Here is a 12,305-nt window from a genome sequence, read left to right as displayed (position 1 = left end):
GCCATGGGCAACCCTCTGGTTTTATCTGTATTACTCAGTGCTGGCGTACTTGCCGGCAGCCCGATCGCAATCGCCGCCAACAGCCTGGTGTTTTGTTCTGAAGGCAGCCCGGCCGGCTTTGATACCGCGCAGTACACCACCGCTACCGATAACGACGCGGCCGAACCCATCTACAACCGCCTCGCCGAATTCGAAAAAGGCGGCACCGCCGCAGGCCCGGCCCTGGCAAAAAGCTGGGATGTGTCTGAAGACGGTCTGACCTGGACGTTCCACCTGCGCGACGATGTGAAGTTCCACACCACCAAGTGGTTCACCCCGACCCGCAACTTCAACGCCGATGACGTGCTCTTCACTTTCAACCGCATGCTCAACCCCGACCACCCGTTCCGTAAGGCCTACCCGACCGAATTCCCGTATTTCACCGGGATGAGCCTGGACAAGAACATCGCCAGCGTCGAAAAAACCGACCCGCAGACCGTGGTCATGAAACTCAACTCGGTCGACGCCGCCTTTATTCAAAACCTGGCCATGAGCTTCGCCGCCATCCTGTCGGCCGAGTACGCCGACCAGTTGCTCAAGACCGGCAAGCCCAGCGATATCAACCAGAAACCCGTCGGCACCGGTCCGTACGTGTTCCAGCGCTATCAAAAAGACTCCAACATCCGTTACGCCGCCAACAAGGACTACTGGAACCCAAGCCAGGTCAAGCTCGACAACCTGATCTTCTCGATCAGCGTCGACGCCTCGGCGCGCATGCAAAAGCTGCGTAAAAACGAGTGCCAGGTCTCACTGAACCCGCGTCCTGCCGACGTTGCCGGCCTCAAGGCCGACCCGAAATTGCAGGTCATCGAAAAGCCCGGTTTCAACCTTGGCTACATTGCCTACAACGTCCAGCACAAACCGTTCGATCAGCTAGAGGTGCGTCAGGCACTGGACATGGCCGTCAACAAGGACGAGATCCTCAAGGCCGTGTACCAGGGCGCTGGCCAGAAAGCGGTCAACGCCATGCCGCCAACGCAGTGGTCCTACGACGAGACCATCACCGACGCCCCCTACAATCCCGAAAAAGCCAAAGAACTGCTCAAGGCAGCCGGGGTCAAGGACGGCACTGAAATCACCCTGTGGGCCATGCCCGTACAGCGCCCTTACAACCCGAACGCCAAGCTCATGGCCGAAATGCTCCAGTCGGACTGGGCCAAAATCGGGCTCAAGGTCAAGATCGTCAGCTATGAATGGGGCGAGTACATCAAGCGCACCAAGAACGGCGAGCATGACATCAGCCTGATTGGCTGGACGGGCGACAACGGTGACCCGGACAACTGGCTCGGCACGCTGTACAGCTGCGACGCGATCGGCGGCAACAACTACTCCATGTGGTGCAACAAGGAGTACGACACGCTGGTCAAGAACGCCAAGGTCATCACCGATCGCGACCAGCGTACGGTGCTCTACAAACAGGCCCAGCAGTTGCTCAAGCAACAGGTGCCGATCACTCCCATTGCGCACTCCACGGTCAACCAGCCGCTAAGTGTCAAGGTCGAAGGTTTCCAGGTCAGTCCCTTTGGGCGTAACGCGTTCTCAGGCGTCAGCCTCAAGGACTAACTCCCCCCGACAGCAGTAACGCTGCTCAAAGGTGGGAGCGGGCTTGCCCACGATGGTCTTCAGAGCGCCGCATTTACTCAGTAAATACGCGTCATCGTAACGACCATCACGAGCAAGCCCGCTCCCATAGAGGCAGAAGTCGCTTCAGCGAACAACAGTGCGGTATCAGCAGGCCACTTTTCAGGTGGTCCGCTGAAACTTCGCCTATCGGGTAGCAGGCAAACGTTTGCAACGCTTTAAAACGTTTCACAACAGCCGAGTCAGAACAAATAAAGACCGGCAATAAAAAAGAAACCAAAGAGGAGCCTCAACCATGAAACTTACCAGCAGCGCGTTGTTAGCCTTGTCCATCAGCAGCCTCACCGCGATGGCCAATGCCGATGAATTCATGCCCACCGAATTGAAAGCCACCAGTGCTCAAAGCGAGACCAAGGGCTTTCTCGAAGATCAGACCCTGGGCGGCACCACCCGCAACTGGTACGCCAATGAGCTCAAGCGTCGCGATGATCGCTTCAGCTACAACAACCACGGCACCCGTGAATCCACCCCGCGCCGGATCAACTGGGTACAGGGCACGATCCTCAACTACACCTCGGGCTTCACAGAAGGCACCGTCGGTTTTAGCACCCAAGTGGCCGCTTACAACGCGGTAGCACTGGACCGCGACGCCAAGGACATTGCCGGGCCAAACAACCGGACCCTGACCCACAGCGATGGCGATGCCGTTGGCCAGTGGAGCAAGCTGGGCCTGGCCAATCTTAGCGCCCGCATCTCCAACACCACGCTGACCGTAGGCCGACAGAACTTCAGCAGCCCGACCATCGATGTGATCGGTAACCGTGCACTGCCCTCAAGCTTTCAAGGGGTGGGTTTGCACAGCGAAGAGTTCAACAACCTGTCCTTCGATGCCGGCTCCTTTGACCGCGTGTCCCCGCGTACCGAAGCCAGTCTGAGCAAGTTTCGCAGCGAATACGGCGCAACCGGGGCGGAGACTGACCGCGCCAGCGTTGCCGGCCTCAACTACCAGCCGCTCAAAAACCTGAAGACCACGCTGTACGCCACCCATGTTGAAGACTTCTGGAACCAGTACTACTTCGGTGCAGTACACGACATGGGCGACAACGCCACCCTGGGCCTGAACACCAACTTCAACTACTACAAGACCCTCGACACCGGCAGCAAGGCCCTGGGCAATATCAACAACGACACCTTCAGCCTGGCCTTCGGCCTGAGCCACCTGGCTCACACCCTGACACTGTCGTATCAGCAAGTCAGCGGCGACGAGTACTTCGACTACCTGCACGAAACCAACGGCATTTACCTGGCCAACTCCCTGCTCTCGGACTTCAACGGCCCGAACGAGAAGTCCCTGCAACTGGCCTACAGCATCAACATGGCGCAGTACGGGATTCCGGGCCTGAAGTTCAACGCCTACCACGCTCGCGGTTGGGACATTGACGGCACCAAGTACACGGGCACCGCCTACGACGTGAAGAACATGGACGGCGAAACCCATTACGAGTACAGCGTTGGCACGTCCTATGCAATCCAGAGTGGCCCACTCAAAGCCACTGCGATTCGCGCCACGTACACCACGCACCGCGCCAGCAAAAATCAGTCTGACGGCAACATCAACGAGTTCCGCGTGGTCACCACCATTCCGTTCAACATTCTGTAAACACACCTTTTACACATCACGACTACGGCTGATTCCATGAATCAGCCGTAGTCGTTACGCAGGTACAACCCATTGGAGATGATTGCCATGAAAAGACTCCCGCTACGCACCGCCATCGCTGTGGCACTGCTGAGTACAGCAGTCAGTGTTTCGGCCAAAAATCTGGTGGTCTGCACCGAAGCCAGCCCTGAAGGGTTCGACATCGTCCAATTCACCACCGCCGTTTCCGCCGATGCGTCGGCTGAAACCATCCTCAACCGCCTGGCCGACTTTGCACCCGGCACCACGGATGTGGAACCTGCCCTGGCCGAACGCTGGGACATCAGCCCGGACGGGCTTGAATACACGTTTCACCTGCGCCCCGGCGTCAAGTTTCACACCACCGACTATTTCAAACCGACCCGAACCCTCAACGCCGACGACGTGGTCTGGAGTTTCCAGCGCCAGCTGGACCCGAACCACCCGTGGCACAAACTCTCGTTGGTCGGTTACCCCTACTTTGAAAGCATGGGCTTCAAGGACCTGCTCAAAAGCGTCGAGAAAATTGACGACCTGACGGTAAAAGTTACCCTCAACCACCCTGAAGCACCGTTCCTGCGCGACGTGGCAATGCCCTTTATGTCCATCTATTCCGCTGAGTACGCCGACCAGTTGCTCAAGTCCGGCAAAACCGCCGACCTGAACACCAAGCCCATCGGCACCGGCCCGTTTATTTTCGTGCGCTACAACAAAGATGCCCAGGTACGCTTCAAGGCCAATCCGGAGTACTTTCGCGGCAAGCCACCGAGTGATGCCCTGATCTTCGCCATCACCACCGACAACAACGTGCGCCTGCAAAAACTCAAGGCCAACGAATGCCAGATCGCGTTGTACCCCAAGCCCGATGACGTCAAAAACATCCGCAAAGACCCTAACCTCAAGGTCGATGAACTGGCAGCCCTGATGACCAGCTACATCGCCATGAACTCCAGCCACAAGTACCTGAACGATGTGCGCGTGCGCAAAGCCATCGACATGGCCTTCGACAAGCAAACGTACCTCAACACCGTGCACGGCGAAGGCAATGCACTGATTGCGATCAACCCGTACCCGCCCACCATGCTGGGCTACAACACCACTATTCAAAGCCCGCCCCGGGACCTGGACAAGGCTCGCGCACTGCTCAAGGAAGCGGGCGTGCCCGAGGGCACGGTGCTGACCCTGTTCACCCGTAACGGTGGCGGCCCGACCAATCCCAACCCGATGCTGGGCGCGCAGTTGTTACAGTCCGACCTGGCAAAGATCGGTCTGAAACTGGATATCCGGGTCATGGAATGGGGCGAAATGCTCAAGCGCGCCAAAAATGGCGAACATGATCTGGTCTCGACCGGCTGGGGCGGCGACAACGGCGACCCGGACAATTTCCTGACCCCGTTGCTCAGCTGCGAGGCCGCCAAAAACGGCGAGAACTACTCACGCTGGTGCAACGAGGATTTCGAAGCCCTGATCACCAAGGCCCGCAGCATCACTGAACCCTCGCAACGCGCAGAACTCTATCAACAGGCACAGGTGATTTTTAATCAGGATCAACCCTGGATAAACGTAACCCATCCTATGCTGTTTACTGCGATGCGCAAAAATGTCGAGGGCTATACCCTGAGCCCCCTGACCAACAACAACTTCGCCACCACCCAGGTGAAGTAGAACAATAAAAAACCCGCCAGGATCTACCTGAACCCTGGCGGACCTGCCTAACCGGCTGATAAGGAACACCACACGATGTTTAGTTTTATTGCCCGCCGAATAGGGTTGTTGATACCCACCTTCTTCGGCATCACCCTGCTGACCTTTGCCCTCATTCGCATGATCCCGGGTGATCCGGTCGAAGTCATGATGGGTGAGCGTCGGGTAGACCCTGAAATGCACGCCCAGGCCATGGAGCGTCTGGGTCTGAACAAACCACTGCATGAGCAGTACATCGACTACGTCACCAAGCTCGCCCATGGTGATCTTGGCGAGTCATTGCGCACCCGCGAAAGCGTGTGGACCGAGTTTTCCGCGCTGTTCCCCGCCACCCTGGAACTGGCCACCGCCGCGTTGTTGTTCGCGGGTGTCCTTGGGTTGCTGGCCGGGGTTATCGCGGCACTCAAGCGAGGGTCATTGTTTGACCACGGGGTGATGGGGATCTCCCTGGCGGGTTACTCGATGCCGATCTTCTGGTGGGGCCTGATCCTGATCATGTTCTTCTCCGTAGGCCTGGGCTGGACCCCGGTGTCCGGGCGTATCGATCTTTTGTACGACATCGAGCCAAAAACCGGTTTCATGCTGATCGACACCCTGCTCAGCGACCAGCCCGAAGCCTTCTGGGACGCGCTGCACCACTTGATTCTGCCGGCCATTGTGCTGGGCACCATCCCGCTGGCCGTGATCGCGCGGATGACCCGTTCATCGATGCTCGAAGTGCTGCGCGAAGACTACATCCGCACCGCCCGCGCCAAAGGCCTGTCCCCGGCTCGCGTGGTGTTCGTGCACGGCCTGCGCAACGCCCTGATCCCGGTATTGACCGTGGTGGGCCTGCAAGTCGGCACCCTGCTGGCCGGTGCCGTACTGACCGAAACCATCTTCTCGTGGCCCGGTATCGGTAAATGGCTGATCGAAGCCATCGGTGCCCGGGACTATCCCGTGGTGCAAAACGGCATCCTGCTAATCGCCTGCCTGGTGATTCTGGTCAACTTCGTAGTCGACATCCTCTACGGCTTTGCCAACCCACGCATCCGTCACCAGCGCTGAGATCCTGACCATGAGCACTACTCCAAGCACCACCGAACTGGATCAAAGCCTGCTTTATCCATCGCCCTACAAAGAATTCTGGCATGCCTTCTCCAGAAACAAGGGCGCCGTTGCGGGCCTGATCTTCATGATCATCATCGTGTTCTGCGCGATCTTTGCCCCGTGGGTTGCCCCCCACAATCCGAGCGAGCAATACCGTGACTTCCTGCTGACCCCGCCGGTCTGGCTTGAAGGCGGCCAGTGGCAGTTCCTGCTCGGTACCGACGAGCTGGGCCGTGACTTGCTGTCACGCCTGATCGAAGGTTCGCGCCTGTCGCTGCTGATCGGTTTGTCGTCCGTGGTCATCTCCCTGATTCCGGGCGTGATCCTGGGCCTGTTTGCCGGGTTTTTCCCGCGCCTGCTCGGCCCGGGCATCATGCGTCTGATGGACATCATGCTGGCCCTGCCGTCCCTGCTGCTGGCGGTGGCGATTGTTGCCATCCTCGGCCCTGGCCTGATCAACACCGTCATCGCCATTGCTGTGGTTTCGTTGCCGTCCTATGTGCGACTGACCCGTGCCGCCGTCATGGGCGAACTGAACCGCGACTACGTGACCGCTGCCCGCCTGGCGGGCGCCAGCTTGCCGCGCCTGATGTTCATCACCGTGCTGCCCAACTGCATGGCACCACTGATCGTTCAGGCCACCTTGAGCTTTTCCTCGGCGATTCTCGACGCCGCTGCACTGGGCTTCCTGGGCCTTGGCGTACAACCGCCAACCCCTGAGTGGGGCACCATGCTGGCTTCGGCCCGTGACTACATCGAACGTGCCTGGTGGGTCGTGAGCCTGCCCGGCCTGACCATTTTGCTCAGCGTGCTGGCAATCAACCTGATGGGCGACGGCCTGCGCGATGCGCTGGACCCGAAACTCAAGAACGCCGCCTGAGGAGATTCCAATGTCACTGTTAGAAATCAAGAATCTCAACGTCCGCTTTGGCGACGCGACGGCCGTGCCGGTCGTCGATGGCCTGAGTCTGTCTGTGGATAAAGGCGAAGTCCTGGCCATTGTTGGCGAATCGGGGTCCGGTAAATCGGTCACCATGATGGCGCTGATGGGCCTGATCGAGCATCCCGGTATCGTGACCGCCGATGCGCTGAACTTCGACGGCAAGAACATGCTGACCCTCAGCGCCCGTCAACGCCGCCAGATCGTCGGCAAAGACATGGCGATGGTCTTCCAGGACCCGATGACCGCGCTGAACCCCAGCTACACCGTGGGTTTCCAGATTGAGGAAGTGCTGCGTCTGCACCTGAAGATGTCGAAAAAAGAAGCACGCAAACGGGCCATCGAACTGCTGGAAAAAGTCGAAATCCCTGGCGCCGCCAGCCGCATGGACGCCTATCCGCACCAATTGTCAGGAGGCATGAGCCAACGCGTGGCCATTGCCATGGCGATTGCCGGCGAACCCAAACTGCTGATCGCTGACGAACCGACCACTGCACTGGATGTGACCATCCAGGCCCAGATCATGGACCTGCTGCTCAACCTGCAGCGCGAACAAAACATGGGACTGGTACTGATCACTCACGACCTGGCCGTGGTCGCCGAAACGGCCCAGCGCGTATGCGTCATGTACGCCGGCCAAGCGGTAGAGGTCGGCAACGTGCCAGGGCTGTTTGACGTGCCGGCGCACCCCTACAGCGAAGCCCTGCTGGCCGCGATCCCTGAACACAGCATGGGCGCCGCCCGCCTGGCCACCTTGCCCGGCATCGTGCCGGGGCGTTACGACCGCCCGAAAGGCTGCCTGTTGTCGCCACGCTGCCCCTACGTACAAGAACAATGCCGTCAACAACGTCCTGAGCTGGAGCAAAAGGCTCACAGTCAGGTGCGCTGCTTCTTCCCCTTGAATCAGGAGGTGGCGTAATGACTGTTGTTCTGACCGCCCGTGACCTAACCCGTCACTACGAAGTATCCCGTGGCCTGTTCAAAGGCCATGCGCTGGTGCGCGCACTCAACGGCGTATCGTTTGAACTTGAAGCGGGCAAAACCCTGGCCGTGGTGGGCGAATCAGGTTGTGGCAAGTCCACCCTGGCCCGCGCCCTGACCCTGATCGAAGAGCCATCCTCCGGTTCATTGAAAATTGCCGGCCAAGAAGTCACGGGGGCCAACAAGGCCGAGCGCAAGCAACTGCGCAAAGACGTGCAGATGGTGTTCCAGAGCCCTTACGCCTCGCTCAACCCGCGGCAGAAAGTGGGTGATCAACTGGCTGAGCCGCTGCTGATCAACACCACACTGAGCGCCAGCGAACGCCGCGAAAAAGTCCAGGCCATGATGAAACAGGTGGGTCTGCGACCTGAGCATTACCATCGCTACCCGCACATGTTCTCGGGCGGCCAGCGCCAGCGAATTGCCCTGGCACGGGCCATGATGCTGCAACCCAAAGTGCTGGTGGCGGACGAACCGACTTCCGCGCTGGACGTATCGATTCAGGCGCAGGTACTCAACCTGTTCATGGATCTGCAGCAGGAATTCAACACCGCCTACGTGTTTATTTCCCACAACCTGGCGGTGGTGCGGCATGTGGCCGACACGGTATTGGTGATGTACCTGGGCCGCCCGGTAGAAATGGGCCCCAAGGAAGAGATCTATACCCGACCGCTGCACCCCTACACCCAGGCGTTGCTGTCGGCGACACCCACCATCCACCCGGACCCGCTCAAGCCTAAAATCAAGATCGTGGGCGAGTTGCCCAACCCGCTGAACCCGCCATCAGGCTGCGCCTTCCACAAGCGCTGCCCGTATGCCACTGACGTGTGCAGCACTGACGAACCCATCTTGCGTCTGCTCGATAACCGCCAGGTTGCCTGCCATCACGCGGAGCAGTTTCTAACTGACTGACGCTTATGTGGGAGCGGGCTTGCTCGCTCCCACCGTTCAGAAACTACGTCTGGCTATCGCCTTCGTCGCCCTCTTCACCGTCATCGCCGTTATCACCGCTGCCACCGCCATCCGCGCCGCCGTCACCATCCGTCTGGTCGTCATCCCCCGAACTGCCGCCCTGCCCCTGATCACCCGGCTCCGAGTCCGATTTGTAGATGGCATGAACCGTCGGTCCCGGCACGCCAGTCGCCGAATACCCGGCCGGATGACTGGCCCAAGCTGCAGAAGCACTCATCGACAACAACACCAGCACTTTGAGCAACAACACAATGCGTTGAAAAAGCTTCATGGCGATTTCCATCCAGTTGTGGGAAAAACACCCTTTAAACCTAGTCCGCCCCCTTCAGCTTTTCCAGAAACACACAGGTTGCGATATACCCATTCGGAGTTACGCAGCCGCGTTAATCGATACTTTGTGGCGGGGCTTCTCCCCCTTGTAGCCGTTGACGAGCAACGCGAGGCTACGTCCGGCTGCGTAGCAGTCGTAAAACCAATCAGCAGTGATGTGTCAGGTGCATAGTACTTACCGGATTTACGACGATTGCATCGTCGGACGTAGCCTCGCACTGCTCGTCAACTGCTACAGACACTTTTCTGGCCGTGTATTCACTACCTGACGCAGGCCAAAAAAAAGCGAAGCCCAAGGGCTTCGCTTTTTTTCAACCAGACGCCTGAGCCCTTAGTGGTGCTCACGGGTCGCGCGGAACTTCACATCCGGCCAGCGCTCTTCCATCAACGCCAGGTTTACGCGCGTCGGCGCCAGGTAGGTCAGGTGACCACCGCCATCAATGGCCAGGTTTTCCACAGCCTTGATCTTGAACTCTTCGAGCTTTTTCTTATCGCTGCAATCGATCCAGCGTGCCGACCAAACGGTGATCGGCTCGTAGGAGCATTCCACTTTGTATTCGCCTTTCAAGCGGCTCGCGACCACATCGAACTGCAACACACCCACTGCGCCCAGGATGATGTCGTTGCTGCGCTCCGGGAAGAACACCTGAGTGGCGCCCTCTTCGGCCAGTTGCTGCAGACCCTGACGCAGTTGCTTGGACTTGAGCGGATCGCGCAGACGAACGCGACGGAACAATTCCGGGGCGAAGTGCGGGATACCGGTAAAGCTCAGGCTCTCGCCTTCGGTAAAAGTGTCGCCGATCTGGATGGTGCCGTGGTTATGCAAACCGATGATGTCGCCCGCAAACGCCTCTTCGAGCTGTTCACGCTCCGAGGAGAAGAAAGTCAGCGCGTCGCCGATTCGTACGTCCTTTCCGGTACGCACGTGACGCATTTTCATGCCCTTTTCGTACTTGCCCGAGCAAATGCGCATAAAGGCGATACGGTCACGGTGTTTTGGGTCCATGTTTGCCTGGATCTTGAACACGAAGCCGGTGAATTTCTCTTCAACAGGCTCAACGGTGCGCTCGTTGGCAACACGGGCCAATGGCTTGGGCGCCCAGTTCACAACGGCATCAAGCACGTGGTCGACACCAAAGTTGCCCAATGCAGTACCAAAGAACACCGGGGTCAACTGGCCATCGAGGAACTCCTGCTGGTTGAATTCATGGCAGGCGCCCTGAACCAGTTCCAGTTGATCGACGAAGCGCTGGTACTCGTCACCCAGGTGGGCGCGGGCTTCATCGGAATCGAGTTTTTCGATGATTTTGGTTTCGGTGCGCTCATGACCGTGACCGGCGGTGTAGACGATGATGTAGTCGTCTGCCAGGTGGTAAACACCCTTGAAGTCACGGTAGCAACCAATCGGCCAGGTGATCGGCGCCGCCTTGATTTTCAGGACCGCCTCGATCTCGTCCAGCAACTCGATCGGGTCGCGGATATCGCGGTCGAGTTTGTTGATAAAGCTGACGATGGGCGTGTCACGCAGACGGCAGACGTCCATCAGGGCGATGGTCCGTGGCTCTACGCCCTTACCGCCATCGAGCACCATCAGGGCCGAGTCGACCGCGGTCAGGGTGCGATAGGTGTCTTCGGAGAAGTCTTCGTGGCCCGGGGTGTCGAGCAGGTTGATCATGTGGTCGCGATACGGGAACTGCATGACCGACGTGGTAATCGAAATACCCCGTTGCTTCTCCATTTCCATCCAGTCGGAGGTGGCATGGCGGTCGGACTTTCGCGATTTCACCGTACCGGCGACAGCAATCGCCTTACCCATCAGCAAGAGCTTTTCGGTGATGGTGGTCTTACCCGCATCGGGGTGGGAAATAATAGCGAAAGTGCGGCGTTTCGCGACTTCGGCGGCCTGGTTGGTCATGGGAAATCGCCTGACGATTGATTCAAAAAAGGGCGCGGATTATAGCCTAAAACCGGGCACTACAGCCACCGTTGGTACCCTTGCCCGTCGGACAAGGGTGGCAATGTGCCGTAAATAATGTGAACCTTTTAAACAGTGGAGGCGTCCACTCTCCTGATACGACAAACCGTCAGGGGCTGAAATATCAGCAAGTTAGCCTGACGAGGCTGCGCTAATGACAGGTGATGAGGGCGCTTTTCGCACTCCCCTGTTGCTCTTCGCGAACATGATTGTCGGCAGCCAGAAATGGTAATGCCACGAGACGATGTGTTCGCCGACTGAAAAAAAGGAGTCCGTCTGTGGCAAATCGCTATGGAAAAGGGCTTATTGGAGGTGCGGTTGTGATCGCGCTCCTGGCCCTGTTGGTCCACTGGATCGGCATCAGCACTATCGAACACTATCAAGATGATTTGTTGTTCTACCTGCAAGCCCACCTGTACCTGGTACTCGCTTCAATGCTCGCCGCCCTTCTTGTAGGGATACCCGCCGGCATTTTCCTCAGCCGACCGAACATGGCCGGACGTGCGGAACGCTTCATGCAAGTCTTCAACATCGGCAACACCGTCCCTCCGCTGGCCGTACTGGCCATTGCCCTGGGTTTTCTGGGGATCGGTAGCGGTCCTGCCATCTTCGCCCTGTTTCTGGCCTCGTTGCTGCCCATCGTGCGCAACACCTATGAAGGCTTGAAAAACGTACAGGGTTCGCTCAAGGAAGCCGCCGTCGGCATCGGCATGACCCCACGCCAGGTGCTGTGGCGAGTCGAATTGCCCAACGCCGTGCCCATCATCATGGGCGGTGTACGGGTCGCACTGGCGATCAACGTCGGTACGGCACCCCTGGCGTTCCTGATCGGCGCCAATAGCCTGGGCAGCCTGATTTTCCCCGGCATCGCCCTCAACAATCAGCCGCAACTGATCCTCGGCGCAGCCTGTACCGCGCTGCTGGCATTGCTGCTCGATGGCCTGGTGATACTCATCAGCCGCCGATGGTTGGAACGCGGTCTGCGACCTGTTTAAGGTCCGGCTGAGCAAAGGAAT

10 protein-coding genes are annotated in these 12,305 nt (G+C 58.5%); 8 read left to right on the top strand and 2 right to left on the bottom strand.

Annotated features, from left to right (window positions below; all coding sequences use genetic code 11):
- Window positions 1-3 precede the first annotated feature (3 nt).
- From AACY07_RS03580 to AACY07_RS03550, 7 genes are all read left to right on the top strand, one after another.
- Window positions 4-1,602: an ABC transporter substrate-binding protein gene (locus tag AACY07_RS03580; protein WP_339473488.1), complete on the top strand. Its 1,599-nt coding sequence runs from the start codon at window positions 4-6 to the stop codon at window positions 1,600-1,602.
- 313 nt (window positions 1,603-1,915) lie between these two features.
- Entirely contained in the window at window positions 1,916-3,280 is a 1,365-nt protein-coding gene (locus AACY07_RS03575) for an OprD family porin (protein ID WP_339473486.1), read from the top strand.
- 87 nt (window positions 3,281-3,367) lie between these two features.
- Window positions 3,368-4,963, top strand: coding sequence for an ABC transporter substrate-binding protein (locus AACY07_RS03570; RefSeq protein WP_338649176.1), 1,596 nt, complete (start codon window positions 3,368-3,370; stop codon window positions 4,961-4,963).
- A gap of 75 nt (window positions 4,964-5,038) precedes the next feature.
- Window positions 5,039-6,049 carry an ABC transporter permease subunit gene (locus AACY07_RS03565; protein ID WP_133078879.1) on the top strand — a complete coding sequence of 337 codons (1,011 nt, stop codon included), beginning with the start codon at window positions 5,039-5,041 and terminating at the stop codon, window positions 6,047-6,049.
- A 10-nt stretch (window positions 6,050-6,059) separates the two neighbouring features.
- Entirely contained in the window at window positions 6,060-6,971 is a 912-nt protein-coding gene (locus AACY07_RS03560; protein ID WP_133078878.1) for an ABC transporter permease subunit, read from the top strand.
- A gap of 10 nt (window positions 6,972-6,981) precedes the next feature.
- The gene (locus AACY07_RS03555; RefSeq protein ID WP_133078877.1) at window positions 6,982-7,950 is read left to right on the top strand and encodes an ABC transporter ATP-binding protein; all 969 of its coding nucleotides are present in this window, start codon (window positions 6,982-6,984) and stop codon (window positions 7,948-7,950) included.
- A complete protein-coding gene (locus AACY07_RS03550; protein ID WP_219260936.1) occupies window positions 7,950-8,924 on the top strand; it encodes a peptide ABC transporter ATP-binding protein in 975 nt (324 codons plus the stop codon). The genes AACY07_RS03555 and AACY07_RS03550 overlap by 1 nt, the downstream gene beginning before the upstream one ends.
- A 43-nt stretch (window positions 8,925-8,967) precedes the next feature.
- Here the strand turns inward: AACY07_RS03550 and AACY07_RS03545 are convergent, their stop codons facing one another.
- Window positions 8,968-9,255 (bottom strand): hypothetical protein, encoded by a 288-nt coding sequence (locus tag AACY07_RS03545; protein WP_133078875.1) that lies wholly within the window; start codon window positions 9,253-9,255, stop codon window positions 8,968-8,970.
- Window positions 9,256-9,645: 390 nt separating this feature from the next.
- The gene (locus tag AACY07_RS03540) at window positions 9,646-11,229 is read right to left on the bottom strand and encodes a peptide chain release factor 3 (protein ID WP_019823908.1); all 1,584 of its coding nucleotides are present in this window, start codon (window positions 11,227-11,229) and stop codon (window positions 9,646-9,648) included.
- 338 nt (window positions 11,230-11,567) lie between these two features.
- On the opposite strand from AACY07_RS03540, the gene AACY07_RS03535 reads away from it, so the two are divergent.
- Window positions 11,568-12,284 carry an ABC transporter permease gene (locus AACY07_RS03535; RefSeq protein ID WP_338649171.1) on the top strand — a complete coding sequence of 239 codons (717 nt, stop codon included), beginning with the start codon at window positions 11,568-11,570 and terminating at the stop codon, window positions 12,282-12,284.
- The last annotated feature ends 21 nt before the right edge of the window (window positions 12,285-12,305 follow it).

This window comes from Pseudomonas sp. RL_5y_Pfl2_69, assembly GCF_963970465.1.
In the GTDB taxonomy this organism is placed as follows: Bacteria; Pseudomonadota; Gammaproteobacteria; order Pseudomonadales; family Pseudomonadaceae; genus Aquipseudomonas.
This window is presented reverse-complemented; position numbering and strand designations above follow the sequence as displayed.

Bases quoted from the DNA above. Each gene is read 5' to 3' on its own strand.
- AACY07_RS03580 (WP_339473488.1), top strand. From the start codon at position 4: ATGGGCAACCCTCTGGTTTTATCTGTATTACTCAGTGCTGGCGTACTT.
- AACY07_RS03575 (WP_339473486.1), top strand. From the start codon at position 1,916: ATGAAACTTACCAGCAGCGCGTTGTTAGCCTTGTCCATCAGCAGCCTC.
- AACY07_RS03570 (WP_338649176.1), top strand. From the start codon at position 3,368: ATGAAAAGACTCCCGCTACGCACCGCCATCGCTGTGGCACTGCTGAGT.
- AACY07_RS03565 (WP_133078879.1), top strand. From the start codon at position 5,039: ATGTTTAGTTTTATTGCCCGCCGAATAGGGTTGTTGATACCCACCTTC.
- AACY07_RS03560 (WP_133078878.1), top strand. From the start codon at position 6,060: ATGAGCACTACTCCAAGCACCACCGAACTGGATCAAAGCCTGCTTTAT.
- AACY07_RS03555 (WP_133078877.1), top strand. From the start codon at position 6,982: ATGTCACTGTTAGAAATCAAGAATCTCAACGTCCGCTTTGGCGACGCG.
- AACY07_RS03550 (WP_219260936.1), top strand. From the start codon at position 7,950: ATGACTGTTGTTCTGACCGCCCGTGACCTAACCCGTCACTACGAAGTA.
- AACY07_RS03545 (WP_133078875.1), bottom strand. From the start codon at position 9,255: ATGAAGCTTTTTCAACGCATTGTGTTGTTGCTCAAAGTGCTGGTGTTG.
- AACY07_RS03540 (WP_019823908.1), bottom strand. From the start codon at position 11,229: ATGACCAACCAGGCCGCCGAAGTCGCGAAACGCCGCACTTTCGCTATT.